The following is a 24,901-nucleotide window of genomic DNA, read 5'->3' as shown; positions in this document are numbered from 1 at the left end:
CTCCGTTCTAGTGCCGCTCGACGCGGTCTGCATCGGCGTGGGCCTGCGCCCAAGGCAGGGCATGGGAGCGCTCGTGGTGCTTCTCGCGCTCCGGGCGGTCTCAGCCCGATCGGCGCGATCCGGCTTGGGCTCTGGACAGCGACGGGGCGGGTGGTACCCTCCGCGCAACCCGCAAGAAGGAACCCCCCATGGCTCAAGAAAACGTGTCCCTGGACACCGTCCTCACCAAGATCGACGCCGATCTGCCGCACGCGATTGACCGCCTGCTCGAGCTGCTGCGAATCCCTTCGATCTCGACGGACCCGGCCTATAAGGAGGCCTGCGACACGGCCGCCGACTGGCTGGTCGCCGATCTCGCCGGCATCGGCATCGAAGCCAGCAAGCGCCCCACCCCTGGTCATCCGATGGTGGTCGGCCATGTTGACGGACCGGGTCCGCACGTCCTTTTCTATGGACACTATGATGTGCAGCCCGTCGATCCGCTGAACCTGTGGAACCGCGACCCCTTCGATCCGGCGATCGAGGAGACCGCCAAGGGCAAGGTGATCCGCGGCCGCGGCTCGTCGGACGACAAGGGCCAGCTGATGACCTTCATCGAGGCCTGCCGCGCCTGGAAGGCGGTGCACGGCACCCTGCCCTGCAAGATCACCTTCTTCTTCGAGGGCGAGGAAGAGAGCGGCTCGCCGTCGCTGATCCCCTTCATGAAGGAGAACGCCGAGGAGCTGAAACAGGCCGAGATCGCGCTGATCTGCGACACCGGCCTGTTCCAGTCGAAGACCCCGGCGATCATCACCCGCCTGCGCGGACTGCTCGGCGAAGAACTGACCATCAAGGCGGCCGACAAGGATCTGCACTCGGGCATGTATGGCGGCGTCGCGATGAACCCGATCCGCGTGCTGACAAAGATCCTCGGCGGGCTTTTCGACGAGAATGGCACGATCCAGGTCCCCGAGATCTACGAAGGCGTGCCCGACCTGCCGGCTGAGATCCTCGATCAGTGGAAGGCGCTGGAGTTCGACGACAAGGCCTTCCTCGGCGGCGTCGGCCTCTCCGAGCCCGCGGGCGAGAAGGATCACCTGCCGATCGAGATGATCTGGTCGCGCCCGACCGCCGAGATCAATGGCATCTGGGGCGGCTACACCGGCGCCGGCTTCAAGACCGTGCTGCCCGCCGAGGCCTCGGCCAAGATCAGCTTCCGCCTTGTCGGCACGCAGGACCCGCAGGCGATCCGCAAGAACTTCCGCGCCTGGGTAGAGGCGCAGGTGCCCTCGGACTGCTCGGTCGAGTGGAAGGACCACAGCTGCTCGCCTGCCTCCGAGATGAACACCACCCACCCCGGGTTCGAGGCGGCGCGCAAGGCGCTTGGCGACGAATGGGACGAACCGGCGGCCTATGCGGGCTGCGGCGGCTCGATCCCCATCGCAGGCTACTTCCAGAACATCCTCGGCATGGATGCCATGCTGGTTGGCTGGGGCAAGGACGACGACCAGCTGCATTCGCCCAACGAGAAGTACGACCTCGAATCGTTCCACAAGGGCATCCGCAGCTGGGCGCGGATTCTCGACGCAATGGTTAGCGCTGCTTAAGATCTAAGCCGATTTCTTGGCGGGACGCCGACATGGCGCCCCGCCAACCTTCTGCATTTGAATAGCATTCATGAAATTCCGTCGCGGCGCCGACAGATCGCAAAAACCCTTATTTTCAGGGCTGCTAGAGCGACCAATCCGAAGGGATAGGTCGATGTCCCGGACGGATGTCCCAATTCGCCAAGAAGATATCCGGCACCAGCCACATTTGCCGCCACATTTCGCCACATTCGATTCCTAGCGTCGATTCAACGGGAGCTTGAATAGCCCCCTGCTGGCAGAAAGCCGGCGGCTACTGGCAGAAGGAGCTAGGATCATGAGAGCCTATGCAGTCCGCAAAGTGACACATGCAGATTTCGAAGCCCGGGTCCGGCGCATCGATCCGCAGTTCGCCACTCAGGGTGCCGCCGTCGCAGGCACACCCGCTCGCACGTCCAAGCGTCCGCTCGTCTCGGGTCTCTGCGGCTTTCTCTGGGCCGGCGTGGTGATCGCCGTTGCCCGCAACCAACCGGCGATCGAAGCCAGCCTTCTGCAAGGCAGCCTGCCCGAGCAATATCATGTCTACATCTTCGGAGCGATCGCCGCGCTGCTCGCCGTTTCTGGCGTCATGGTCATGATGCACCTGCTGCGCGTGGTGAGCCGTCGCGGCTCGGCCCGCAGCAATTCCGCTGGCCTCCTCGCAGGCATCGCCGCGGCCGCCGTGATGAGCCTGATCCCTGCCCATGTCTACGAGACCGGCCTCGGCCTGCTGGACGAGAATTCGCGCGACATGATCGTTTCGGCCAGCAACTCGGTTCGCGCCACCAGCGGCCTCGACATCCGCGGCGCCACCTTCGTCACCGCGCTCGGCAACTGAGCAAGGCAGTCTTTCGCAGGCTCAATCACGAACATCAGGGCGGCGCGGGATCGCGTGCCGCCGCGGGGCCGCGGTTCAGACCAGGCCGAAGAACCTGTCAGGCAAGACGTATTGCCTGTCTGCCTCGGGCCGGTCGAACTGCCAGTAGCCGGTCTCGCCCCGAGGCTTCCAGCTTCGGTGCATTCGGCGCCGCACCTTCGAGAAATCGAACGCCTCGGCCAGTGGCAGGGCTGCAAACGCCGCGAAGGTCGCGCTGTCCTCGCCACGTGCCTCGGCGAACCAGTGCTGGCCGATCGCAGCCTGCTTCACCCCCACCCCAAGCTCCTGCGTGACCCGATTGCGCCGGTCCATCGCCGCGACATACTGCGTGTAGTCGCAGTATTTCAGATGGATGAGGTAGAGCGGCTCGGGCGTATTCAGCTTAGAGGCCTGCGAAAAATGTCCGCCGCGCGCGATCTTCGTGCCGAGAGACAGCACGCAGGGCTTCGAGTAATGCGGCGCATGGCGCAGGAAACGGCGCGGCCCGAGCAGGCATTCACCCACATCCAGCGACTCGCAGTCGGGACGATGGATCAACTCGAGCCCCACCGGCGTCAGCACCCTGCGCAGCGGCTGTTGCGCGAGAAAATCCAGCAGGTTGCCCGCGGCCGGGTCGAGCACCACGAGCTCGTCCACGTCGCCGACGATGACGTGCCGGTAGTAGCTGCGCAGCCCGTTCACATGCCCATTCAGCAGCCGCCAGCGCTTCATGTCGAAGTTGGGATGGGGATCGCCCGGAATGCCGATGACATTGCAGCCCTCGGCCAGCTCGGCGACCTCGGCCCCGCGCCCATGATTGATGACGTAGCAATTCTCGCGGCCAAGCAGCCGCCCATAGTGGCGCAGCCACGCCTTCAGGAAAAACACATCGTCGCGCACCATGGTGATGGCAGCGGCCACGGTCTGCATCTGCTCACTCCAACGCGTACGAAACCTGCACACCCCCAGCATAGCGCATTGCCTTCAAATGAGAATCGCCATTTGCACCGAGACCCGGTATCGTGCCCAAAAAACACGAGGCCGCGATGATCGCGCAGGAGTTCGGCAGCACCGGCTGGCAGGTTCACCGCCCCGCCCCCGGCATCACCCGCGTCCAGGTGTTCGGCGAGCGCAGCTCGGGCACCAATTTCATCAAGCGGCTGATCGGGCGAAATACCCCGCTCACTCCAACCGAGGATCTCGGCTGGAAACACGGCTTTCCGCAGATGACCGCGATCCCGCCGGATGTGCTGATCGTCTGCGTCACCCGCAACGCCGTGGACTGGGCGCGCTCGATGCACGCCAAGCCCTGGCATTGCCCGCCCGCCATGCAGCTTCTTGGGTTTTCGGAGTTCCTGCGCGCCGAATGGACCACCATCGCCGACCGGCCACGCTATTTCCCGCAGGTCGAGAGCCTCGGCGGCGCGGGCCAGCCCCTGCAACACGATCGCCATCCGCTGACAGGCGACCCCTTCGCCGATCTCTTCACCCTGCGCCGCGCCAAGCTCCAGGGGCTGACCAGCTTCTTCAACCGGGGCTGCGCGCTGCTCTTTTGCCGGTTGGAGGCCGTGCAGCAGCACCCCGAGGCATTTCTCGGCACCCTGCGCAGCCACTTCCACCTGCCCGAGGGCGCGCCCTATCGACCGGTGCACAAGCGCCTTGGGAGCCGGTTCAAGCCCGCCGTCTCGACGCCGCGCCCGCACACGCCGGCAACGCTTTGCCCCGCGGACATGGCCTTTCTGCGCGCCCGGCTCGACCCGACCCTCGAAACGGCGCTCGGCTATCACTACTGATCACATCCGCACCCTGCCGCGCGCACGGGGTCTGTGCATCCGCGCAAATTGCGCTGCGGCGCGGCATCCCCGATCTTCGGCCAAACCCCATCCCGAGCCCGGAGACCTCCGATGTCCCTCGCCAACACGAAGACCGCCTATGGTGCCGTCACCCGCAGCCTGCATTGGCTGACCGCGCTTGGCATCCTGATCATGATCCCGCTCGGCTGGATCGCGCATCTCTCGCCCTGGGGCACCGAGGCCGAGCTGGCCACCAAGGCGCAGCTCTTCTCGCTTCACAAGACGATCGGCGTGGCGCTGTTCTTCATTGCCCTGATCCGCATCCTCTGGGCGCTGACCCAGCCGAAACCCGCGCCGTTGCACCCCGAGCGAAAGGCCGAGAATTTCGCCGCCGAAACGGTGCACTGGCTGCTCTATTCGACCTTGGTGATCGTGCCGCTTTCGGGCTGGGTGGAACATGCCGCCACCGAGGGCTTCGCGCCGATCCTCTGGCCCTTCGGGCAGGACCTGCCCTTCGTGCCCAACTCCGATCGCGTGGCGGAAGCAGCCGCATCGGTGCATTTCCTGGCGCAATGGCTGCTGGTCGCCTCGCTTGCGCTGCACGTGGCAGGCGCGCTGAAGCACGCGGTGATCGACCGCGACGGCACGCTGGCCCGGATGCTACGGGGGGCCTCGGCAGGGTCCCCTGCTGCGGGGCACAGGGTCTTCCGTCCGCTCGTGCTCGCCGTGGCCGCATGGGCCGCGCTGATCGGCGGCGGTGCCGCGGCGGGCATGTTCGCCAGCGAAAGCGCCCCGGAGACACCGAAGCTCGAAGCCGCCCAGTCCGACTGGCAGGTGACCGAGGGTACGCTCGGCATCAGCCTCGTGCAGATGGGCAAGGAGATCGAGGGCAGCTTCGCCGACTGGACCGCCGAGATCGCCTTCGAGCCGCGCGAGACGCCGGGCAAGGCAGGCGATGTGACCGTGCAGATCGCCATCCCGACGCTGACCCTCGGCTCGGTGAGCAAGCAGGCCCTGGGGGCGGATTTCTTCGATGCCGAGGCGCATCCCACCGCCACCTTCCGGGCCGAGATCCTGCGCGGCGAGGCGGGCTACGAGGCGCAGGGCACGCTCACGCTGAAAGGTGCCGAGGTACCGGTGACCCTGCCCTTCGAGCTGACGCTCGACGGCGATACCGCCACCATGCAGGGAAGCACCACGCTCGACCGGCGCGACTACGCGATCGGCGACAGCATGGGCGACGCGACGCAGCTCAGCTTCGAGGTGCAGGTCGATGTGGCGCTGACCGCGACGCGGAACTGACACGGCGCGCATGGCCCGCAGGTCCGGCCATGCGTATTTGGAAAGAGAAGAAGGGCGCGGGATGTCTCGCGCCCTTCTTTACGTCTCAGCCCATCTGGCTCGACGGGGTGGAACGCGACAGGGCCTGCTCTTCCTCGTCCATCTCCTCGACGATGCCCTCGAAGAGCGGCGTGGACATGTAGCGCTCGCCGGTGTCGGGCAGCATGGCGAGGATCACCGTGCCGGGCTCCGCCGTCTCGGCCAGCTTCATCGCGATGGCGAAGGTGGAGCCGCCGGAGACGCCGGTCAGGATGCCTTCCTTCATCGCCAGCTTCCTGGCCCAGGCGATGCCGTCGGGACCGGCGACCGGGATCAGCTCGTCGTAGGCCCCGGCGTCGAGCCCCTCCTGCAGCACGGCGGGGATGAAATCCGGGGTCCAGCCCTGGATCGGATGCGGCTCGAAGGCGCTGTGACTCTCGGTGGGCGATCCGTCCTCGGCGCGGCCCTGCGCGATGCCGCTGCCCACCAGCTGCGCGTTCATCGGCTCGGACAGGACGATCTTGGTCTCGGGGCGCTCCTTGCGCAGCACCCGGGCGACCCCGGTAACCGTGCCACCGGTGCCGTAGCCGGTGACGAAATAGTCGAGGTTCTTGCCCTTGAAATCATTTACGATCTCGCGTCCCGTGGTGGCCTCGTGCACGGCCGCATTGGCCTCGGTCTCGAACTGCCGGGCGAGAAACCAGCCGTTCTTCTGGGCCAGTTCCACCGCCTTGCGGTACATGCCGAAGCCCTTCTCGGCGCGCGGCGTCAGCACCACCTTGGCGCCCAGCATCCGCATCAGCTTGCGCCGCTCGACCGAGAAGCTGTCGGCCATGGTCACCACCAGCGGGTAGCCCTTGGCGGCACAGACCATGGCAAGGCCGATGCCGGTGTTGCCGCTCGTCGCCTCGACCACGGTCTGGCCGGGCTTCAGCGTGCCGTTCCGCTCTGCGGTCTCGATGATGCTCATCGCCAGCCGGTCCTTGACCGAGGCGGCGGGGTTGAAGAATTCGGTCTTCACGTAGATCTCCACCCCCTCGGGGGCGAGGTGGTTGATCCGCACCACGGGCGTGTTGCCGACGGTGTCGACGATGCTGTCGTAGAGGCGGCCGCGGCCGATGGTGTCGCTGGGCGTCGAGGCGTCCATGGTGTTTCTCCCTGGCAATGTTTCCGTCGGGGCAGGATACTCCAAACCCGCACGGGGTGCGCGCAGAACCGGGTTGCAAGGGTTTCAGCCGCGGCGGTTCTTGTTTCAGCACGGTATCGGCGGGGCGACCCGGCGCGGCCCTGGCGCGGGAATTCGACGTTTCCCGCACCCTCCGTGCGCAACCCATCTGGCCCGGCGCGCGCGCGCGTGCTAACGCGCGGGGCATGACCCAGATCACGCTCCGCCGCCCCGACGACTGGCACCTGCACCTCCGCGATGGCGAGATGCTGGCCGGCATCGCCCCCGAATCCGCCCGCCACTTCGGCCGGGCGATCATCATGCCCAACCTCGTGCCGCCGGTGGTCACCGGCGACCAGGCCGCGGCCTACCGCGAGCGAATCCTGAAGGCTCTGCCCGAGGGCAGCGGTTTCACTCCGCTGATGACGCTCTACCTGACCGAGACCACCGATCCGGCGGACGTGGCCGCGGCCTATGACGCGGGCATCATCACCGCGCTGAAGCTCTACCCGGCGGGTGCCACCACCAACTCCGCCTCCGGCGTGCGCGACTTCGACAAGGTGCGCCCGGTGCTCGAGCTGATGGCCGAGAAGGGCATCCCGCTCTGCGTGCACGGCGAGGTGGTGGACAGCGACATCGACATCTTCGACCGCGAGGCGGTGTTCATCGACCGCGTGCTCGACCCGATCCGCCGCGCCACGCCCGGCCTGCGCGTGGTCATGGAACACATCACCACCAAGCAGGGTGTCGACTATGCCCGCGCCGGCGGCGACGATCTGGGCGCGACGATCACCACGCATCACCTGGTGATCAACCGCAACCACATCCTCGTCGGCGGCATCAAGCCGCATTACTACTGCCTGCCCGTCGCCAAGCGCGAGGAGCACCGGCTGGCGCTGCGCGAGGCCGCGACCTCGGGCGATGCCAGCTTCTTCCTCGGCACCGACAGCGCGCCGCATGCCGATCCGGCCAAGGAAAGCGCCTGCGGCTGCGCCGGCTGCTTCACCGCGACCAACACCCTGTCGATCCTCGCCGAGGTCTTCGAGCAGGACGGCGCGCTGGACAAGCTCGAGGCCTTCGCCTCGCGCAACGGTCCGGCCTTCTACCGCCTGCCGGTGAGCGAGGAGACGGTGACGCTGGTGAAGGGCGATCCCGTGACCTACCCCGCCAAGATCGAGACCGGCGCCGGACCGGTGACCGTCTTCGATCCGGGCATGCCGCTGCACTGGCGGGTCGAGGGCTGACAGACGCGGGGGCGCTGCCCCCGCACCCCCGGCGTATTTGCCGAACAATGAAGCAGGGCGGCGGCGCACGATGCGCCCTTCCCGCCCCCGCGGTTTCGCGCTAAGGCGGGCGCGGTTTTCAAAGGAGCTGCCCTCATGATCCCCTCGTCCTATCCCTCGCAAGAAGAAATGGCCCGGCTGACGGCCCGGATGCTCTGGGAGATCGGCGCGGTGCATTTCATGGGCGACGAGCCCTTCAAGCTCGCCTCCGGCCTGCCCTCGCCGGTCTACATCGACTGCCGCACGCCGATCTCGCATCCGCGCATCCGCTCGACGCTGATGGACTTCCTGACCGTCACCGTCATGCGCAACGCCGGTTTCGAGGCCTTCGACAATATCGCCGGTGGCGAGACCGCGGGCATTCCCTTCGCCGCGCTGGTGGCCGAGCGCATGGCGCTGCCGATGACCTACGTGCGCAAGAAGCCCAAGGGATACGGCCGCAACGCCCGCATCGAGGGCAAGATGACCGAGGGCCAGCGCGTGCTGCTCGTCGAGGATCTGACCACCGACGGCGGCTCCAAGCTCAGCTTCGTCGACGCGATCCGCGAAACCGGGGCCACCTGTGCGCATACCGCGGTGATCTTCTACTACGGCATCTTCCCCGAGACCACGAAGACGCTGGGCGATCACGGCGTCGAGCTGCATTACCTCTGTACCTGGCACGACGTGCTGGCCGAGGCCAAGGCGCGCGGCGGCTTCGAGCCCGCGACGCTGGCCGCGGTCGAGGCTTTCCTCGAGGATCCGCGCAAATGGCAGGCGGAAAACGGCGCATAAGATAGTCTTCGCTTGGCGGGGCGCTTTGCACCCCGCCCGACACGTGCACAAAATATTGCGAAAAATCCCGAGCCTGCTACGATATCTTCAAGAGCAGCGGCGGGCACCGGGCGCATTTCCGGTTATCCCGAAATAGTCCACAGAGATTTCCAGATTGGTCCGCGGCCCATGGCGCGCTATGACGCTCGGACCTGCGGGACTCGGGGGAGCCGGCGGGACATCGACTGGGACAGCAAGGACGTCGGCCCATGGCAGCATGGGCCAAGGGGACAGGCATGAACGATCACAGCGTATTCAACGCCACGGGTGTCGAGGTCGAGCAGGCCGACACGATGCCGCATTCGATCGAGGCCGAGCAGCAGCTGCTTGGCGCGATCCTGACCAACAACGACGTCTACGACCGGGTCGCGGCCATCCTCGGCCCGCAGCATTTCTACGATCCGGTGCACCGCCGCATCTTCGAGATCGCCGCCGCCCGCATCGCCAAGAACAACCTCGCGTCCCCGGTGACGCTGAAGGCCTTCATGGAGGATGACGAGGGGCTGAAGGAACTGGGCGGGCCGGCCTATCTGGCCCGCCTCGCCGGCGCCGCGGTCTCGAGCTTCGCCGTGCGCGACTACGCGCAGATGATCTACGATCTGGCGGTGCGCCGCGATCTCATCCGGCTTGGCCGCGACATCTCAGACCGGGCCACCAAGGTCGACGTGAAGTCCGAGCCGCGCGAACAGATCGTGCAGGCCGAGCAGGCACTCTACAAGCTCGCCGAACAGGGCCAGACCGAGGGCGGCTTCCAGTCCTTCCTGCGCGCGGTGACCGACGCGGTGAACGTGGCGAATGCCGCCTACCAGCGCGAGGGCGGGCTGGCCGGCGTTTCCACCGGCCTGATCGACATGGACAAGAAGCTGGGCGGGCTGCACCCCTCGGACCTTCTGATCCTCGCCGGGCGCCCCTCGATGGGGAAAACCTCGCTGGCCACCAACATCGCCTTCAACATCGCCAAGGCCTACAAGAAGGGCACCCGTCACGACGGCACCGAGGGGGCGATCGAAGGCGGCGTCGTGGGCTTCTACTCGCTCGAGATGAGCGCCGAGCAGCTCGCCGCCCGTATCCTCTCGGAAGCCGCCGAGGTCCCCTCCGAGCAGATCCGCCGCGGCGACATGACCGAGGCCGAGTTCCGCCGCTTCGTCGATGCCGCGAAGAGCCTCGAGGCTTGCCCGCTCTTCATCGACGACACGCCCGCCATCCCGATCGCCCAGCTCGCCGCCCGCGCGCGGCGGCTGAAGCGGACCCATGGGCTCGACGTGCTGATGGTCGACTACCTGCAGCTGGTGCGCGGCACCGCCGAGAACCGGGTGCAGGAGATCGCCGAGATCTCCATGGGCCTCAAGGCCATCGCCAAGGAACTCAACATCCCGGTGATCGCGCTTTCGCAGCTGTCGCGCGGTGTGGAAAGCCGCGAGGACAAGCGCCCGCAGCTCTCGGACCTGCGGGAATCGGGCTCGATCGAACAGGACGCCGACGTGGTGATGTTCGTGTTCCGCGAGGAATACTACGTCGAGCGCGAGAAGCCCTCGGATGACCGGCTCGACGAGATGGCCGCCTGGCAGGAACGCATGGAGCGCCTGCACGGCAAGGCCGAGGTGATCATCGGCAAGCAGCGTCACGGCCCGATCGGCACGGTGGAGCTCAGCTTCGAGGGCCGCTTCACCCGCTTCGGCAACCTCGTGCGCCCCTGGCAGAACGGCGAAGGCGACAATTTCTGACGCCCCCGCCTTCTTCTAGGCGAAAATATCCCACGGGGGTGCGGGGGTGTGAAACCCCCGCGCCTGCCCGCACCACAGGCCCGGAGTCACGGGCTTCCGCGCCGCGCGCCTCCGGCGGTGCTTTCCCTCTTGACGCCCCGCCCCCGCCCGGCAATCAACGCGCCATGGCACAGGCACAGCTTACCATCGATCTCGATGCGATCCGCGCCAACTGGCGCGCCCTCGACGCCCTCTCCGACTGCGAGACCGGCGCCGTCGTAAAGGCAGACTCCTACGGTCTCGGCGCCGATCGCGTCGCGCCGATGCTTGCGCGCGAAGGTGTGCGCCGCTTCTTCACCGCCACGGTGGAAGAGGGCGCCGCTGTCCGCAAGGCGCTGGGGAAAGGTCCCGAGATCAACGTCTTCGGCGGCCACATGGCGGGCGACGCCAAGTTGATCAAGGCGGCGGGCCTGACGCCGATGCTGAACTCCATCGACCAGATGCTGCGCCACGTCGAGGCGCTGCCGGGCCATGCCTTCGGCATCCAGCTCGACAGCGGCATGAACCGGCTCGGCATGGAGGCCGAGGAATGGGCTGCCTTGCGCGAACTCGCGATGAAGCAGAAGCCACGGCTGATCATGTCGCACCTGGCCTGTGCCGACGAGCCGAACCACGGCATGAACGCGCACCAGCTGCGCACCTTCCGCGAGATGACCGACGGCCTCGACGCGCCGCGCTCGCTCTCCGCCACGGGCGGCATCCTGCTGGGCAAGAACTACCATTTCGATGTCACCCGCCCCGGCATCGGCCTTTATGGTGCGATGCCGTTCCGCGACGCGCAGCGCGTGGTGTCTCTGCACATCCCGGTGATCCAGACCCGTGAGGTCAAGACCGGCGAGTCGGTGGGCTACGCCAATCATTTCGTCGCCCGCTCGCCGATGAAGGTCGCGACCATCTCTGCAGGCTATGCCGACGGGCTGCACCGCGCCCTCGCGCCCAAGACCTACCTCTGGGCCGGCGAGACCCGCTGCAAGCTGCTGGGCCGCATCTCGATGGATCTGATCACCGTCGACGTGACCGCAGTTGAAAATGTGCCCGAGACGCTCGAACTGCTCGGCTCGCACCAGGGCGTGGATCAGCTTGCGAACCACATCGACACGATCGGCTACGAGATCCTCACCGCGCTCGGCGGCCGCTACACGAGGAGCTACACGGGCGAATGAGCCTTGGACGCACCCTTGCCGCCGCGCCCGCCGCGGCACTGGGGACACTCGGCCGCGCGGTCATCCGGGCGCTCGGCGCGGCGGGACGGCTGACGCTCTTCGCGCTCGCGGCCGTCAGTCACATCCTCCGCCCACCGCTCTACCCGCGCGAGTTCTTCATGGCCCTGCTCCACATCGGCTGGCTGTCGCTGCCGGTGGTGGGCATGACGGCGCTGTTCACCGGCGGCGCGCTGGCGCTGCAGATCTATTCCGGCGGCGCACGCTTCAACGCCGAGGCGGTGGTGCCGCAGATTGTCGCCATCGGCATGGTGCGCGAACTCGGTCCGGTGCTCGTCGGGTTGATGATCGCCGCGCGGGTCACCTCGTCGATCGCCGCCGAAATCGCCACGATGAAGGTCACCGAGCAGATCGACGCGCTGGTGACGCTCTCGACCGACCCGATGAAATACCTTGTCGCGCCGCGCCTGCTGGCCGCGCTGCTGACCGTGCCGCTGCTGGTGGCGGTGGGCGACGTGATCGGCATCGCCGGCGGCTACGCCGTGGCCACCAGCGCGCTCGGCTTCAACCCGATCGGTTACCTTGCCAACACGCTGGATTTTCTCGAGCCGCTCGACGTGCTCTCCTCGCTCGCCAAGGGCTGCGCCTTCGGCGGAATCGCGGCGCTGATGGGCTGCTACTGCGGGATGCACTCGGGCCGCGGCGCGCAGGGGGTGGGCCGCGCCACCAAGTCCTCGGTCGAGGCGGCGGCAATCCTGATCCTTGCCGCCAACTTCCTGCTCACGGGGGTGTTCTTCTCGGCATGATCACCCTTTCGGACCTGCACAAGAGTTTCGACGGCGCACCGGTGCTGCGCGGGGCCTCGCTGCACGTGCCCAGGGGCAGCTCGCTGGTGATCATCGGCGGCTCGGGCACCGGCAAGTCGGTGCTGCTGAAGTGCATCCTCGGGCTCGTCACCCCCGACAGCGGCCGGATCGAGATCGACGGGCAGGACGCCACGCGCGGCAACCGCGACGCCCTTCTCTCCCGCTTCGGCATGCTGTTCCAGGGTGCCGCGCTCTTCGACTCGCTGCCTGTCTGGCAGAACGTCGCCTTCCGCCTGCTGCGCGGCCCGCTCAAGCGCCCGCGCCGCGTGGCGCGCGAGATCGCCATCGAGAAACTGCGCCGTGTCGGCCTCGGCCCCGAGGTCGCCGACCGGCTGCCCGCCGAGCTCTCGGGCGGCATGCAGAAGCGCGTCGGGCTCGCCCGCGCCATCGCCGCCGAGCCCGAGATCATCTTCTTCGACGAGCCGACTACCGGGCTCGATCCGATCATGGCCGGGGTGATCAACGCGCTGATCCGCGAGATCGTCACCGAGATGGGTGTCACCGCGCTGACCATCACCCACGACATGAGCTCGGTGCGCGCCATCGCCGACCGCGTCGCCATGCTGCATGCCGGCAAGATTCGCTGGCAAGGCCCATCCGGAGAAATGGACGCGACACCAGACCCTTACGTCCAGCAATTCATCCACGGACAGGCAACAGGCCCGATCGAGGCACTGCGGTGAGCCCGTTTGAGCCGAGCCCGCTTTTGCTGGCCCTGATCGTCTTCAAGAGCTTTGTCTACCTCGAGTGTCTGGCGCTTCTCGCGCTGACCCGAGGCCTCTTCGGGCGCGGCCCCTCCCGCCTCGCCGCGCTGGTCACGCTGGCCCTCGCGGCGCTGGGAATCCTTGAAAGCATCGCCCCGCTCTACGCCGCCGCCCATGCGTCGCTGCTGCCAACGCTGTCGCGCTTCCTCGCCTGGCAACAGGGCGCTCCCGCCCTCTTGTTGGCGTCCCTGCCGCTGGCGCTCAGCGCCGTGCTGCCGGGACGCCGCTTCCGCGCGATCGACATCCTGCATATGATCCTGCTCGCGGCGCTCCTCGGTCTCTGGCTGGCGGCGCGCTTCGTGTAACCGCCGTCTTCTTCTCTTTCCCAATACGCCGGGGTGAATTCGCCGCAAGGCGAAGAGGGGCAGCGCCCCTGCCTGGCGCAAAGGCCCGCCCATGCTGAAATACGCCAATCTCGCGCTCTTCGTCCTCTACCCGCTGGCATGGACCGCGCCGCTGATGCGCGCCGGGCTGCTGCCGCTCTTCGGCCTCTCCGAGATCAGCGTGGTCTCGGGCATCGTCACGCTCTGGCACAGCGACATTTTCCTCGCGCTGGTGGTGGCGCTCTTCGCCCTGGCGGCGCCGATGGTGAAGCTCTCCGGGATCGCGCTGATCCAATTCGGCCACCTTTCCCGCGGCGCGCTGCCGGTGATCAACGGGCTGGGCAAGCTTGCCATGGCCGACATCTTCCTGGTCGCGGTCTATGTCACGCTGATCAAGGGCATGGGCGTCGGGCGGATCGAGACGGGTTGGGGGCTCTACCTCTTCACCTTCTGCGTGCTCGCGTCCCTGGTGATCGGAATGATCGAAGCGCGAAAAGCAGGCGACTAGGGAAAGCCCGCCTCGCTTAACAATTGCAATTCTGCCACTGTGATTGTTCACGCGGACTTAGCGTCCGTCATTAAAGTTAACATTTTCCTCTCCTTTCGGTACACTCGACCTATTCTATTTCTTTACTGTTCTTTCTTTGGCTTTTTCTTGGGAGTCCCCATGGTGTCCCAACTTCGTGACGCAGGTCTGGCCCTGCACTATATCCTCCAACGACTGGCCTTCATGCTTGTGGGCACAATCGGTGTCGCGCTCCTCGTCTGGACCGCCGCCGCCGCCGCAGGGTTCGCACCCTGGCTCGAGATCGATCTCCGTCTCGGCGGGCAACAAATTGAGAACGCCGGGCTTTGGGTTCAATGCAGCCTCGCCGGCCTCGCGCTTGTCCTGATTTCCTTCCTGCCCAACGCACTGCACGTGATGGCGCTCGAGCGCTCCCACCGCTCGTTCCAGATCGGGATGCGGGACATTGCCCGTGCGTATGCCATGTCCCACCGCGCCGACCGCGAGGGGGTTTTCAAGCTTCAATCCGAGTTCGATTCGGTGCGTGAGCGCCTTGCATATCTGCGGGACCACCCCGATCTCGCCGAGCTTGAGCCCTCGGTGCTCGAGGTTGCCGCACAGATGAGCCACGTCTCCCGCGATCTTGCCCGCACCTATTCCGACCGCAATGTGCAGCGGGCGCAGGATTTCCTGGTCGCGCGCCAGCAGGAAGTCGAGGACTTCAACATCCGCATCGACAAGGCCAAGGCCGCCGCGGTGGAAATCCGTCGCTGGCACGAGCGGCTCGAACTCGACGAGGCCATCGCGCAAGCCCAGCTTGCACGGCTGGTCGACGAGCTGGAGGACATCCTGCCCGAGATCCTGCCCGAGGCCACCGTCAGCATGGCGGCTCCCGCCCCCGAGCCTGCCGAGGAGCCTCGCCCCGAGCACGTGGTGCCGCTGCCTCGCGCCGCCGAGTGAGCCTCGCGCGCCGAAGCGTTGCAAGGGGGCGCTGCCCCCTCTGCGGCTTCGCCGCATTCACCCCCGGCGTATTTCGATAGAGAAGAAGAGGCGCGCTTGCGCGCCGCCGCGCGAGCGGGCAGAAGTCGCCCATGGCCAAAGCTTCCGCGAATTTCGTCTGTCAGTCCTGCGGCAACGCCACCTCGAAATGGTCGGGGCGCTGCGATGCCTGCGGGGAATGGAACTCCATCACCGAGGAGGTGCCGCTGTCGCAGGGCCCCGGCGGCAAGACGCTGGGCGCAACCCGCGGCCGCAAGGTGGCGCTCTCGGACCTTGCCACCACCGAGGCCGCGCCCCCGCGCACCGCCTCGAGGATCGAGGAACTTGACCGGGTTCTGGGCGGCGGGCTGGTGCCTGGCTCGGCGATCCTGGTCGGCGGCGATCCCGGCATCGGCAAGTCGACCCTGCTGCTTCAGGCCGCCGCCGCCTTTGCCCGCGCCGGGCAGAAGGTGATCTACGCCTCGGGCGAGGAGGCGCGGGCACAGGTGCGCATGCGCGCCCAGCGTCTCGGTCTGGGCGAGGCCAATGTCCAGCTTGCCGCCGAGACCAACCTGCGCGACATCCTCACCACGCTCGAGGCCGAGAAGCCGGGGCTGGTGATTGTCGACTCGATCCAGACCATGTGGGTGGACAACGTGGCCAGCGCTCCCGGCTCGGTGGCGCAGGTGCGCGCCGCGGCGCATGAGCTGACCACCTTCGCCAAGCGCCAAGGCACTTCGGTGATCATGGTCGGCCACGTCACCAAGGACGGGCAGATCGCCGGGCCGCGGGTGGTCGAGCACATGGTCGACACGGTGCTCTACTTCGAGGGCGAGCGTGGCCACCAGTTCCGCATCCTGCGCTCGGTGAAGAACCGCTTCGGCCCGGCCGACGAGATCGGCGTCTTCGAGATGACCGGCGGCGGGCTTGCGGAAGTCCTGAACCCCTCGGCGCTGTTCCTGTCCGAGCGCGGCACCCCTGCCCCCGGCTCGGTGGTCTTCTCCGGCATCGAGGGCACGCGCCCGGTGCTCGTGGAGTTCCAGGCGCTGGTCGCCCCTACCCCGCAGTCGCAGCCTCGGCGCTCTGTGGTCGGCTGGGACGGCGGGCGGCTGGCGATGATCCTTGCCGTGCTCGAAGCGCGCTGCGGCATCCCCTTCGCGGGACTCGACGTCTATCTCAACGTCGCGGGCGGCATGAAGATCAACGAGCCGGCTGCGGATCTGGCGGTGGCGGCTGCGCTGCTTTCCGCCCGAGAAGACATCGCCGTGCCCCCGGAAACAGTTGTTTTCGGCGAAATCAGCCTCTCCGGCGCCCTGAGACCGGTCGGGCAGACCGAAAACAGGTTGAAAGAGGCGCAAAAACTTGGTTTTTCCAACGCGATCCTGCCAAAGGGCGGAAAGGCCACGGGCAAGAGCGGCATGTCGCTCAGCCAGATGCCCGACCTGGTCACGCTGGTGGGAGAGATGTTCGGCGCCGGGTAAGGCCCGGCATCGATCAACCGGATCAGAGCGAGAGGCGCAAGGCGCATGGACGGATTCACTATCATCGACGGGGTCGTCGCGCTCGTCATCGTGCTGTCGGCATTGCTGGCCTATTCGCGCGGGCTGGTGCGCGAGTCGCTGGCCATCCTGGGCTGGATCGTCGCCGCGATCCTCGCCTTCGTCTTCGCGCCGCAGGTGCAGCCGCTGGTCAAGGAAATCCCGGTGCTCGGCGACTTCCTCGCGGACAGTTGCGAACTGTCGATCATCGCCGCCTTTGCCGCGGTCTTTGCGCTGGCGCTGGTGATCGTGTCGCTCTTCACCCCGGTCTTCTCCAGCCTCGTGCAGCGCTCGGCGCTCGGCGGGCTCGACCAGGGCCTTGGCTTCCTTTTCGGCGTGGCGCGCGGCGTGCTGCTCGTGGCCATTGCCTTCTTCGTCTACGAGACGGTGATCACCGCGCAGGAGATCCCCATGGTGGACGATTCGCGTTCGGCTGCGGTCTTCGCCAAGTTCACCGGCAAGATCGAGGATCAGAACCCCGAGGCCGCGCTTGGCTGGATCACCGCGCAATACGAGCAGCTGGTGGGCGTCTGCGAAGCGCCGGGCGCGAACGACGCCTGACCCGCGACGCCGCCGCGGGCGAAGACCACGAGCCGCGCCTCCGGGCGCGGTTTTCCGTTTTGGCGCCCCCGTGAGCGTCACGGTCATCACCCAATCGCACAGCCGTGTTAGCGCAGGTCTTGCCACGCCGCGCTGCGGCGTCCATATGCGAAGCTTCCGTGACACGCGCCCTTCATGCCGGTATGAGGGGGCTGTCCCCAGCCCTATGGATTCGGAGCCGCCCTTGTCCGATCGCCAGATGCCCCCCGCCCATCCCTTTGATTTCGACGCCGTCGATGCCGACAAGCTGCACGAAGAGTGCGGCGTGTTCGGCGTCATCGGCGTCACCGACGCGGCGAATTTCGTCGCCCTCGGCCTGCACGCGCTGCAGCACCGGGGTCAGGAAGCCGGCGGGATCGTCTCCTACTCGCCCGAAGACGGGTTCAACTCTGCCCGCCGCTTCGGCTACGTGCGTGACAACTTCACCAGCGTCTCGCTGATGGAAACCCTGCCCGGCGCGCTCGCCATCGGCCACGTGCGCTACTCGACCGCCGGGTCCAAGGGTGCCGCGATCCGCGACGTTCAGCCCTTCTTCGGCGAGTTCTCGATGGGCGGTGCCGCCATCGCCCACAACGGCAACATCACCAATGCCGAGGCGTTGCGCCGCGAGCTGATCGAGCGTGGCTCGATCTTCCAGAGCTCGTCGGACAGCGAATGCATCATTCACCTGATGGCCCGCTCGCTGCAGCGGGACATCCCGGCCCGCATGGAAGACGCGCTGCGCCGCGTCGAGGGTGCCTTCTCGGTGGTCGCCATGACCCGCACCAAGCTGATCGGCGTGCGCGACCCGCTGGGCGTGCGCCCGCTGGTGCTCGGCAAGCTGGCCGACGGCGGCTACGTGCTGAGCTCGGAGACCTGTGCGCTCGACATCATCGGTGCGGAATTCGTGCGCGAGATCGAGCCCGGCGAGATGGTCGTCATCTCGGGCGGCAAGGTCGAGAGCCGCCGCCCCTTCCGCGCCCAGCCGTCGAAGTTCTGCATCTTCGAGCATGTCTACTTCTCGCGTCCCGATTCGATCATCGGCGGCCGCTCGGTCTACGAGACGCGCCGTCAGATCGGCGTCGAACTGGCCCGCGAGGCGCCGGTCGAGGCCGACCTCGTCTGCCCCGTGCCCGATAGCGGTACCCCGGCGGCGATCGGCTTTGCGCATGAAAGCGGCATTCCCTACGGCATGGGGATCATCCGCAACCAGTACATGGGCCGAACCTTCATCGAGCCGACCGAGCAGATCCGCAACATGGGCGTGCGCCTCAAGCTCAACGTCAACCGCGCGCTCATCCGCGGCAAGCGGGTGATCCTGGTCGACGACTCGGTGGTGCGCGGCACCACCTCGCGCAAGATCAAGGAGATGATCCTTGATGCCGGCGCGGCCGAGGTGCACTTCCGCATCGCCTCGCCGCCCACCGCATGGCCGTGCTTCTACGGAGTGGACACGCCGCAGCGCGAGAAGCTGCTGGCCGCCACCATGTCCGAGGATGAGATGCGCGAGCATCTTGGCGTCGACAGCCTCAAGTTCATCTCGCTCGACGGTCTCTACCGCGCCGTCGGAGCCAGCGAGCAGGGCCGCAACAACTCCTGCCCGCAATATTGCGACGCCTGCTTCTCCGGCGAGTACCCGGTCGAACCGGCGGACATGATCGAGAAGGGCTTCAAGCTCAAGACCGCGGCAGAATAACGCAAGCGCTGCGCGCCTCCTCGCCGAGGCGCGCGCCATTTTCCGCCGCCGGGCCTGTTCCGTCGGCGCACGCACGGCGACGTGACCGGCCGCCCCCCTTCCTATCACCGGAGCCCTTTCCTATCTGGCTGCAATCCACCGCAGCCGAACGAAGGAGATCTGGTCATGGCGAATTCCACCCCCCCGCAGGTCGCGTCGAGCGCCACGACCCAGGCGCCGCTGCCCCGTGGAATCGCGCTGCTCGGCGTTCGCGGCTCCGACCGCGAGCCGCGCGCGCTCGTTCGTCTGCCTGACGGCAAGGTCGTCACCGTCGGCATCGGCACCCAGATCGGCAGCCAGAAAGTCATGGCCATCGACAAGGACCGCATCGCGCTGTCCAAGGGCGGCTCCGCGGAGTGGATTGCGCTTCCGTGACACGGTCGCGCGTCGGCTGCATCTTGCCGCAGCTCAGGCGAATTGACATTCGTCTGCGTCCGGGCGAGACGGCGTGTCATGAGTGAAAAGATCGCCCTTGTCACCGGAGCCTCGCGCGGGCTGGGCTTTGCCCTCGCCGAAGCGCTCGCGCCGGATTACCACATTGTCGCCGTCGGTCGGACCGTCGGCGGGCTCGAGGATCTCGACGACCGCATCAAGGCCAAGGGCGGGGCGGCAACGCTCGCCCCGATGGACATCACCAAGCCCGAGGCGATGGCGCAGCTCTGTCGCTCGGTCTGGGACCGATGGGGCGGCATCCAGCTCTGGCTGCACACCGCCGTGCACGCCGGGCCGCTGGCCCCGGCAAACCACCTCGACCAGAAGGACTGGCAGAAGTCGATCGCAACCAATCTGACCGCGACCGGCGTGCTGATCCCCTACATCACCCCGCTGCTCGGGGCCGAGGGTCGCGCCGTCTTCTTCGAGGATGACCACGCCGGACAGAAATTCTACGGCCACTACGGCACCACCAAGGGCGCGCAGATCGCGCTGGCCCGAAGCTGGCAGGCCGAGACCGGCAAGACCGGTCCCAGGGTCGAGATCGTCAGCCCGAAACCGATGCACACCACAACGCGCGTCGTCTTCCACCCCGGCGAGGACAAGACCGTGCTGGCTTCGCCTTACGCCGAGGCGGCCCGGCTCCTGGGGGATCTCGGCCTCGTCTGACGCTGCGGCTTCGAGCGAGCGCTCAGGCCAGCTCGAAGCGCGACACCCCGGCGGCGGCCAGTTCGTCATCGAGATCTTGCGAGGTCAGGAACTCCAGCACTGACATTGCCTCGGGCATCGCCTGCCGGGTGACAAAAACCGACATGTCGATATGCGTGCCCAGTTCGTCCGGGAAAATCGCCGCGGGCTCGACGCCGGGACTTGCCAGGATCGTGGTCAGCGGTGCCACCGCAAACGCGATCTCGCCGGCGGCCACCGCCGTCACTGGCGCGCCGCCACCCATCGGGCGGCTTTGCGGGGCGACCGTTTCGACGATCCCCAGCCGTGACAGCGCCCCGAGATAGGTGCGTCCGCTGGTTCCGGCGCCAGTGTAGCCGATGCTCGGCGCTGCCTTCAGCAGATCGACGATCGCCGCGGTTTCGCCAAGCACCTCGCCGCCGTGGCCTGCGCGCCGCGCCACCGCCAGCCGCACCCGTCCGAACGCCCGGTGCGTGGCGGCATCGACCAGCCCCGCGTCGACCAGCTGCTTCACGTAGGGCGGGTTGGTCAGCCCGACGTCGCCGCTCCGCCCCGCGAATATGCGCTCGGGAATCGCCGGATTGAGATCGTTCACCGTGCGCACCGGTAGCCCCGCAACCGACTCCATCCGGACAGAAAACGCGGTCATTACCGCCTTGATCGCAAGGGGAACTAGAATGACGAGAGCCTGCGGCGGCATCGGGAAACCTCGAAAAAACCGATCTGTGACAGACGATAGCATGTTCCTCGCCGGGGCGAAGCCTCTGCCGTGCAACGTGATCGCGCGCGGTATTTTCGGCGCGCCGCAACTTCTGAGTCACACCTGAGACCAGATCGCATCAGCCGCGCCCTGCAGTCCAGCTGCGCCTTGCTCCACATCGGGCCATTGCCTATGGAAGTTCCATAACAGGGATCCCACCATGCGCATTCTGATCACCAATGACGACGGCATCAACGCTCCGGGGCTGACGGTGCTGCACGCCATCGCCGAAGAGCTTGCCGGACCCGAGGGCGAGGTCTGGACCGTGGCCCCTGCCTTCGAGCAGTCCGGGGTCGGCCATTGCATCAGCTACACCCACCCGATGATGATCGCCGAGATGGGACCGCGCCGCTGGGCCGCCGAGGGCAGCCCGGCCGATTGCGTGCTCGCCGGGCTGCACGACGTGATGAAGGACTGCCCGCCCGACCTGGTGCTCTCGGGCGTGAACCGCGGCAACAACTCGGCCGAGAATGCGCTCTATTCCGGCACGCTCGGCGGCGCCATGGAAGGCGCGCTGCAGGGCCTGCCGTCGATCGCGCTGTCCCAGTACCTCGGCCCGCGCACCCGCCACCTCGAGAACCCCTTCGAGACCGCCGCGACCCATGGTGTCGAGGTGATCCGCCGCATTCTGGCCTCTGGCACCGAATCCGATGGCGACTACCGGCTGTTCTGGAACGTCAATTTCCCGCCCTGCCCCGCGGATGAGGTCAAGGGCACCCGTGTCGTGCCGCAAGGACGCCGCGCCGAGACAAATTACTCGGTCGAGCCGCACCTCTCGCCCTCGGGCCGCCGGTTCCTGTGGATCCGCGGCGGTGACCAGCGCCAGCCCGCGCCGGCGGGCACCGACGCGGCGGTGAACCTCGACAGCTACATCTCTGTCACCCCGATGCGCGCCGATCTGACCGATCACGCGGCGCTCGCGGCCCTGCAAGGGGCCTTTGAATGAGTTTCGACGCGGAAGCCAAGATGCAGCTGCTCTTTGCCCTGCGCTCGCGGGGCGTGACTGACAGCCTCGTGCTCGAGGCGATGGAGAAGATCGATCGCGGGCTCTTCGTGAAGGGCTATTTCACCGATCGCGCCTATGAGGACATGCCGCTGCCGATCCCCTGCGGGCAGACCATCTCGCAGCCGTCGGTCGTCGGGCTGATGACCCAGGCGCTGAACGTGTCGAACCGCGACAAGGTGCTCGAGGTCGGCACCGGCTCGGGCTACCAGGCGGCGATCCTCAGCCAGCTGGCGCGGCGGGTCTATACCGTCGACCGGCACCGGCGGCTCGTGGTCGAGGCCCGCAAGATTTTCGACGCGCTCGATCTTTCAAATATCACCGCGTTCACCGCCGATGGAAGCTTCGGCCTGCCGGACCAGGCACCCTTTGATCGCATCTTGGTGACCGCCGCCGCCGAAGACCCGCCCGGCCCGCTCTTGGCCCAGCTGCGGATTGGCGGTATCATGGTCTTGCCCGTCGGGCAGTCCGACACCGTGCAGCACCTCATCCGGGTGACCCGCACGGAACAGGGCTTCGACTATGACGAACTGCGCCCCGTGCGCTTCGTGCCGCTTGTGGAAGGTCTGGCCAAGGAGAGCTGACCGCCTCGGGCGGCTTTTGATATGACGTCCCGGCACAAGGGGCGCAGGCGAGGATCGAGACAGATGGACGACGCTTTCCGCAAATCCGCCACCCGCATTGCCGGGCCGCTGGCCGCGGCCGCCCTTCTGGCGGCCTGCTCCGGGCCGCTTGATTATGACATGCGCGGCCGCATGGGCGGCTCGCTTGATACGTCGCAGGCCGCGCTGTCTGCCAGCACCGCCGACCGGCCGATGCCCGATGCCCGCGGCGTGCTGTCCTACCCGAACTACCAGGTCGCGGTCGCCCGCAACGGCGACACCGTGGCGGCGGTGGCAAATCGGGTCGGGCTCGCCGCGGGCGAGGTCGCGCGCTACAACGGCATGCAGCCCAATGATCCGCTGCGCGACGGCGAGATCCTCGCGCTGCCAAGCCGGGTCGGCGTGGCGGTTTCCCCCGGCGCGGTCGATATCGCGACGCTCGCCGGCAACGCCATCGACAACGCCCCGGCGACGGCCCGCCCGTCCGAGGTGACCACGACCACCCTCGCCCCGGCGCAGACCAGTGCCGCGGCGCAGACCGGCGGGGTCGAGCCGATCCGTCACAAGGTGCAGCGTGGCGAGACCGCCTATACGGTCGCCCGTCTCTACGGGGTGACGCCGAAGTCGCTGGCGGAATGGAACGGGCTCGACGGCAGTTTCGCCCTGCGCGAGGGCCAGTACCTGATCATCCCCGTGGTCGAGCAGCGTGCCACCCGAGCCGAGGCGGTGACCGTGTCTCCGGGCAGCGGATCGCCCACGCCACAGCCGCCCTCCGCCTCGCAGCCGCTGCCGCAGGACGAGCCGTCGAAGACCGCCCAGACCAGCGCGGCCAAGGCGACCGCCGCTGCCGCGAAACCGGTGGCCGACATCGGTCAGGCCAGCTCGAACGCGCTGATGGCCATGCCTGTGAACGGCTCGATCGTTCGCGAATACGCGAAGGGCAAGAACGAGGGCATCGATATCTCGGCTGCGGCGGGCAGCGCGGTCAAGGCTGCCGCCAGTGGCACGGTTGCCGCGATCACGCGCAACACCGAGAACGTGCAGATCGTCGTGATCCGCCACCCGGACGAGCTTCTGTCGATCTACACCCATCTCGACGGGCTGCAGGTCAAGAAGGGCGACGCGGTGAGCCGGGGCCAGACAATCGGCTCGGTGCGCGCCGCCGATCCGGCCTTCCTGCACTTCGAGGTCCGTAAGGGCTTCGAGAGCGTGGATCCGATGAGCTACCTGCGCTGAGCACAGCGTTTCAAAACGAAAGGCCCGGCATGAGCCGGGCCTTTTTGTCTGCGGGCGGTCGGTGCCGGGATCAGACCAGCGACACCGCCACGCGGCCAAGACCGGCGATCTCACCCGAGACCTCGGTACCGGCCGGGAAATAGGGCAGCCCGCACAGCGAGCCGGTGATCACCACCTGCCCCGGTTGCAGACCGCCGCAATGATCGCCGATCACCTCGCAGAAGAGCCGCAGGTTCGCCAGCGCCGAGCCACCCGGAACCGTCGCGGCGCCGTCCAGCACCGCGGTCTCGCCAGCCGTCAGCCGCGCCTCGACCGTGCCGAAATCGCTGCCATCCCAGCCCGCGAGCGCAGCACCCGCCACAAGACCCGCGTTGACCTGCATATCTGCCAGCTTCAGCAGCGGGACCTCCGCGGCCTCGCCTCCAAGCCGTGTATCCACCAGCTCGATCACCGGGCGCGGCGCGAAATACTCTGCGACCGGCTCGGGCAGGCCCGGTCCGGGCAGCGGCTTGAGCAGCTCGAAGCCGATTTCGAGCTCGATCCCGAGCCGGTCCCTCACCGTCGCGCTGCCCTCGTCCGCCACCACGTCCACCGCGGCGATGGGAGCCACGACGGGAGCCACCGCACCGGCACCGGCCGCGACCTTGAAGCCCGCCACGGCCCCGCGCGCCTGCGAAACCGCCGCCTGCACGGCAAGGCAGTCTTCGCGGCTTGCGGGCAGCGCCATCTCGCTTGCAGCGGGGACGATGCGCGTCCCGGACTCATGGGCACGCTGCAATGCAGCAATAAAATCTGACAGATGGGTAGGGGCGGACATTTGCGCTCTCCGGCTTGGGACGATCGTCCGGCCTGCGACAGCCGGTGGACCCAGCAGTAGGGCATCTCCTGCGCGCCGCCAAGCGGGGCCGAATCCCTGCTGATCGGCAACGGATCGTTTGCGGCTCCCCGCAGCGTGGTGCCGCACAGCCGATGAGCGAACTGCCGCAAGCCACGGGCCGGATTGTTCAACTTTTTGTGTCACACCTGAACAAACCTGCCAGCAACCGCGAGGCGGAGCCGCGAAGCGCTCCCCGATCCGCGATCCCGTCCCGACGCAAATTGATGCGGGCTTCCGCATGATTTCCCTAGAAACTCGG

At 67.3% G+C, this 24,901-nt stretch carries 25 protein-coding genes; 21 read left to right on the top strand and 4 right to left on the bottom strand.

Translation table 11 applies throughout. From position 1 onward, the window contains the following. The first annotated feature begins 203 nt into the window (after positions 1 to 203). Both IQ782_RS06270 and IQ782_RS06265 read left to right on the top strand, forming a co-directional pair. Entirely contained in the window at positions 204 to 1,586 is a 1,383-nt protein-coding gene (locus tag IQ782_RS06270; RefSeq protein ID WP_194133806.1) for a M20/M25/M40 family metallo-hydrolase, read from the top strand. A 316-nt stretch (positions 1,587 to 1,902) separates the two neighbouring features. Beyond that, complete coding sequence (locus IQ782_RS06265; RefSeq protein WP_194133760.1) at positions 1,903 to 2,442, top strand: hypothetical protein; 540 nt, start codon at positions 1,903 to 1,905, stop codon at positions 2,440 to 2,442. A gap of 75 nt (positions 2,443 to 2,517) precedes the next feature. Here the strand turns inward: IQ782_RS06265 and IQ782_RS06260 are convergent, their stop codons facing one another. Continuing rightward, positions 2,518 to 3,390 (bottom strand): glycosyltransferase family 2 protein, encoded by an 873-nt coding sequence (locus IQ782_RS06260; RefSeq protein ID WP_194133759.1) that lies wholly within the window; start codon positions 3,388 to 3,390, stop codon positions 2,518 to 2,520. Between the two features lie 92 nt (positions 3,391 to 3,482). Between IQ782_RS06260 and IQ782_RS06255 the strand changes: the two genes are divergently transcribed. Both IQ782_RS06255 and IQ782_RS06250 read left to right on the top strand, forming a co-directional pair. Further along, positions 3,483 to 4,253 carry a hypothetical protein gene (locus IQ782_RS06255; protein WP_338092557.1) on the top strand — a complete coding sequence of 257 codons (771 nt, stop codon included), beginning with the start codon at positions 3,483 to 3,485 and terminating at the stop codon, positions 4,251 to 4,253. Between the two features lie 111 nt (positions 4,254 to 4,364). Then, positions 4,365 to 5,555: a cytochrome b/b6 domain-containing protein gene (locus tag IQ782_RS06250; protein WP_194133758.1), complete on the top strand. Its 1,191-nt coding sequence runs from the start codon at positions 4,365 to 4,367 to the stop codon at positions 5,553 to 5,555. A gap of 85 nt (positions 5,556 to 5,640) precedes the next feature. On the opposite strand, the gene cysK is transcribed toward IQ782_RS06250, so the two are convergent. Then, on the bottom strand, positions 5,641 to 6,720 hold the full coding sequence (gene cysK, locus IQ782_RS06245) for a cysteine synthase A (RefSeq protein ID WP_194133757.1): 1,080 nt from the start codon (positions 6,718 to 6,720) through the stop codon (positions 5,641 to 5,643). Between the two features lie 224 nt (positions 6,721 to 6,944). Here cysK and pyrC point away from each other — a divergent pair, with 224 nt between their 5' ends. The 14 genes from pyrC (at position 6,945) to IQ782_RS06175 (ending at position 20,146) form a co-directional block, all read left to right on the top strand. Further along, on the top strand, positions 6,945 to 7,982 hold the full coding sequence (gene pyrC, locus IQ782_RS06240) for a dihydroorotase (protein WP_194133756.1): 1,038 nt from the start codon (positions 6,945 to 6,947) through the stop codon (positions 7,980 to 7,982). A 135-nt stretch (positions 7,983 to 8,117) separates the two neighbouring features. Beyond that, positions 8,118 to 8,795, top strand: a complete 678-nt coding sequence (locus IQ782_RS06235) for an orotate phosphoribosyltransferase (protein WP_095883243.1) — start codon at positions 8,118 to 8,120, stop codon at positions 8,793 to 8,795. Between the two features lie 275 nt (positions 8,796 to 9,070). After that, the gene (locus tag IQ782_RS06230; protein ID WP_194133755.1) at positions 9,071 to 10,558 is read left to right on the top strand and encodes a replicative DNA helicase; all 1,488 of its coding nucleotides are present in this window, start codon (positions 9,071 to 9,073) and stop codon (positions 10,556 to 10,558) included. Between the two features lie 164 nt (positions 10,559 to 10,722). Further along, the gene (gene alr / locus IQ782_RS06225) at positions 10,723 to 11,760 is read left to right on the top strand and encodes an alanine racemase (RefSeq protein ID WP_194133754.1); all 1,038 of its coding nucleotides are present in this window, start codon (positions 10,723 to 10,725) and stop codon (positions 11,758 to 11,760) included. After that, positions 11,757 to 12,563 (top strand): MlaE family ABC transporter permease, encoded by an 807-nt coding sequence (locus IQ782_RS06220; RefSeq protein WP_194133753.1) that lies wholly within the window; start codon positions 11,757 to 11,759, stop codon positions 12,561 to 12,563. The genes alr and IQ782_RS06220 overlap by 4 nt, the downstream gene beginning before the upstream one ends. Then, a complete protein-coding gene (locus tag IQ782_RS06215) occupies positions 12,560 to 13,306 on the top strand; it encodes an ABC transporter ATP-binding protein (RefSeq protein WP_194133752.1) in 747 nt (248 codons plus the stop codon). The genes IQ782_RS06220 and IQ782_RS06215 overlap by 4 nt, the downstream gene beginning before the upstream one ends. Beyond that, positions 13,303 to 13,692, top strand: coding sequence for a hypothetical protein (locus IQ782_RS06210; RefSeq protein WP_194133751.1), 390 nt, complete (start codon positions 13,303 to 13,305; stop codon positions 13,690 to 13,692). Before IQ782_RS06215 ends, IQ782_RS06210 begins: the two co-directional genes overlap by 4 nt. A gap of 91 nt (positions 13,693 to 13,783) precedes the next feature. Further along, the gene (locus IQ782_RS06205; protein WP_194133750.1) at positions 13,784 to 14,218 is read left to right on the top strand and encodes a paraquat-inducible protein A; all 435 of its coding nucleotides are present in this window, start codon (positions 13,784 to 13,786) and stop codon (positions 14,216 to 14,218) included. A 159-nt stretch (positions 14,219 to 14,377) separates the two neighbouring features. Beyond that, positions 14,378 to 15,175: a DNA repair protein gene (locus IQ782_RS06200; protein ID WP_194133749.1), complete on the top strand. Its 798-nt coding sequence runs from the start codon at positions 14,378 to 14,380 to the stop codon at positions 15,173 to 15,175. A 131-nt stretch (positions 15,176 to 15,306) separates the two neighbouring features. Continuing rightward, positions 15,307 to 16,674 carry a DNA repair protein RadA gene (gene radA / locus IQ782_RS06195; RefSeq protein ID WP_194133748.1) on the top strand — a complete coding sequence of 456 codons (1,368 nt, stop codon included), beginning with the start codon at positions 15,307 to 15,309 and terminating at the stop codon, positions 16,672 to 16,674. Positions 16,675 to 16,719: 45 nt separating this feature from the next. Beyond that, positions 16,720 to 17,292, top strand: a complete 573-nt coding sequence (locus tag IQ782_RS06190) for a CvpA family protein (RefSeq protein WP_194133747.1) — start codon at positions 16,720 to 16,722, stop codon at positions 17,290 to 17,292. A 238-nt stretch (positions 17,293 to 17,530) separates the two neighbouring features. After that, positions 17,531 to 19,006, top strand: coding sequence for an amidophosphoribosyltransferase (gene purF / locus IQ782_RS06185; protein ID WP_194133804.1), 1,476 nt, complete (start codon positions 17,531 to 17,533; stop codon positions 19,004 to 19,006). Between the two features lie 165 nt (positions 19,007 to 19,171). Next, the gene (locus IQ782_RS06180; RefSeq protein ID WP_240989128.1) at positions 19,172 to 19,420 is read left to right on the top strand and encodes a pilus assembly protein PilP; all 249 of its coding nucleotides are present in this window, start codon (positions 19,172 to 19,174) and stop codon (positions 19,418 to 19,420) included. Positions 19,421 to 19,498: 78 nt separating this feature from the next. Beyond that, the gene (locus tag IQ782_RS06175) at positions 19,499 to 20,146 is read left to right on the top strand and encodes an SDR family NAD(P)-dependent oxidoreductase (RefSeq protein WP_194133746.1); all 648 of its coding nucleotides are present in this window, start codon (positions 19,499 to 19,501) and stop codon (positions 20,144 to 20,146) included. Between the two features lie 22 nt (positions 20,147 to 20,168). On the opposite strand, the gene IQ782_RS06170 is transcribed toward IQ782_RS06175, so the two are convergent. After that, positions 20,169 to 20,864: a substrate-binding domain-containing protein gene (locus tag IQ782_RS06170; protein WP_277347835.1), complete on the bottom strand. Its 696-nt coding sequence runs from the start codon at positions 20,862 to 20,864 to the stop codon at positions 20,169 to 20,171. Positions 20,865 to 21,084: 220 nt separating this feature from the next. On the opposite strand from IQ782_RS06170, the gene surE reads away from it, so the two are divergent. The 3 genes from surE (at position 21,085) to IQ782_RS06155 (ending at position 23,765) form a co-directional block, all read left to right on the top strand. Continuing rightward, positions 21,085 to 21,870: a 5'/3'-nucleotidase SurE gene (surE, locus tag IQ782_RS06165; protein ID WP_194133744.1), complete on the top strand. Its 786-nt coding sequence runs from the start codon at positions 21,085 to 21,087 to the stop codon at positions 21,868 to 21,870. Continuing rightward, complete coding sequence (locus IQ782_RS06160) at positions 21,867 to 22,511, top strand: protein-L-isoaspartate(D-aspartate) O-methyltransferase (protein WP_194133743.1); 645 nt, start codon at positions 21,867 to 21,869, stop codon at positions 22,509 to 22,511. The genes surE and IQ782_RS06160 overlap by 4 nt, the downstream gene beginning before the upstream one ends. A 63-nt stretch (positions 22,512 to 22,574) precedes the next feature. Beyond that, positions 22,575 to 23,765 (top strand): M23 family metallopeptidase, encoded by a 1,191-nt coding sequence (locus IQ782_RS06155; protein ID WP_194133742.1) that lies wholly within the window; start codon positions 22,575 to 22,577, stop codon positions 23,763 to 23,765. A 70-nt stretch (positions 23,766 to 23,835) separates the two neighbouring features. Here IQ782_RS06155 and IQ782_RS06150 read toward each other — a convergent pair whose 3' ends face one another. Then, positions 23,836 to 24,582 (bottom strand): hydratase, encoded by a 747-nt coding sequence (locus tag IQ782_RS06150; protein ID WP_194133741.1) that lies wholly within the window; start codon positions 24,580 to 24,582, stop codon positions 23,836 to 23,838. Positions 24,583 to 24,901 lie beyond the last annotated feature (319 nt).

The sequence above is a fragment of the Salipiger mangrovisoli genome (assembly GCF_015223355.1).
In the GTDB taxonomy this organism is placed as follows: domain Bacteria; phylum Pseudomonadota; class Alphaproteobacteria; order Rhodobacterales; family Rhodobacteraceae; genus Salipiger; species Salipiger mangrovisoli.
The sequence above is the reverse complement of the archived record's forward strand: the minus strand, read 5'-3'. Positions and strand labels throughout refer to the sequence as shown.

What these genes read in the sequence shown, in the direction of transcription:
- alr (WP_194133754.1), top strand. Translation starts at nt 10,723, where the DNA reads ATGGCACAGGCACAGCTTACCATCGATCTCGATGCGATCCGCGCCAAC.
- surE (WP_194133744.1), top strand. Translation starts at nt 21,085, where the DNA reads ATGCGCATTCTGATCACCAATGACGACGGCATCAACGCTCCGGGGCTG.
- IQ782_RS06150 (WP_194133741.1), bottom strand. Translation starts at nt 24,582, where the DNA reads ATGTCCGCCCCTACCCATCTGTCAGATTTTATTGCTGCATTGCAGCGT.
- IQ782_RS06170 (WP_277347835.1), bottom strand. Translation starts at nt 20,864, where the DNA reads ATGCCGCCGCAGGCTCTCGTCATTCTAGTTCCCCTTGCGATCAAGGCG.
- IQ782_RS06175 (WP_194133746.1), top strand. Translation starts at nt 19,499, where the DNA reads ATGAGTGAAAAGATCGCCCTTGTCACCGGAGCCTCGCGCGGGCTGGGC.
- IQ782_RS06250 (WP_194133758.1), top strand. Translation starts at nt 4,365, where the DNA reads ATGTCCCTCGCCAACACGAAGACCGCCTATGGTGCCGTCACCCGCAGC.
- IQ782_RS06200 (WP_194133749.1), top strand. Translation starts at nt 14,378, where the DNA reads ATGGTGTCCCAACTTCGTGACGCAGGTCTGGCCCTGCACTATATCCTC.
- IQ782_RS06265 (WP_194133760.1), top strand. Translation starts at nt 1,903, where the DNA reads ATGAGAGCCTATGCAGTCCGCAAAGTGACACATGCAGATTTCGAAGCC.
- cysK (WP_194133757.1), bottom strand. Translation starts at nt 6,720, where the DNA reads ATGGACGCCTCGACGCCCAGCGACACCATCGGCCGCGGCCGCCTCTAC.
- IQ782_RS06155 (WP_194133742.1), top strand. Translation starts at nt 22,575, where the DNA reads ATGGACGACGCTTTCCGCAAATCCGCCACCCGCATTGCCGGGCCGCTG.
- IQ782_RS06220 (WP_194133753.1), top strand. Translation starts at nt 11,757, where the DNA reads ATGAGCCTTGGACGCACCCTTGCCGCCGCGCCCGCCGCGGCACTGGGG.
- purF (WP_194133804.1), top strand. Translation starts at nt 17,531, where the DNA reads ATGCCCCCCGCCCATCCCTTTGATTTCGACGCCGTCGATGCCGACAAG.
- IQ782_RS06215 (WP_194133752.1), top strand. Translation starts at nt 12,560, where the DNA reads ATGATCACCCTTTCGGACCTGCACAAGAGTTTCGACGGCGCACCGGTG.
- radA (WP_194133748.1), top strand. Translation starts at nt 15,307, where the DNA reads ATGGCCAAAGCTTCCGCGAATTTCGTCTGTCAGTCCTGCGGCAACGCC.
- IQ782_RS06160 (WP_194133743.1), top strand. Translation starts at nt 21,867, where the DNA reads ATGAGTTTCGACGCGGAAGCCAAGATGCAGCTGCTCTTTGCCCTGCGC.
- IQ782_RS06230 (WP_194133755.1), top strand. Translation starts at nt 9,071, where the DNA reads ATGAACGATCACAGCGTATTCAACGCCACGGGTGTCGAGGTCGAGCAG.
- IQ782_RS06205 (WP_194133750.1), top strand. Translation starts at nt 13,784, where the DNA reads ATGCTGAAATACGCCAATCTCGCGCTCTTCGTCCTCTACCCGCTGGCA.
- IQ782_RS06190 (WP_194133747.1), top strand. Translation starts at nt 16,720, where the DNA reads ATGGACGGATTCACTATCATCGACGGGGTCGTCGCGCTCGTCATCGTG.
- IQ782_RS06260 (WP_194133759.1), bottom strand. Translation starts at nt 3,390, where the DNA reads ATGCAGACCGTGGCCGCTGCCATCACCATGGTGCGCGACGATGTGTTT.
- pyrC (WP_194133756.1), top strand. Translation starts at nt 6,945, where the DNA reads ATGACCCAGATCACGCTCCGCCGCCCCGACGACTGGCACCTGCACCTC.
- IQ782_RS06180 (WP_240989128.1), top strand. Translation starts at nt 19,172, where the DNA reads ATGGCGAATTCCACCCCCCCGCAGGTCGCGTCGAGCGCCACGACCCAG.
- IQ782_RS06235 (WP_095883243.1), top strand. Translation starts at nt 8,118, where the DNA reads ATGATCCCCTCGTCCTATCCCTCGCAAGAAGAAATGGCCCGGCTGACG.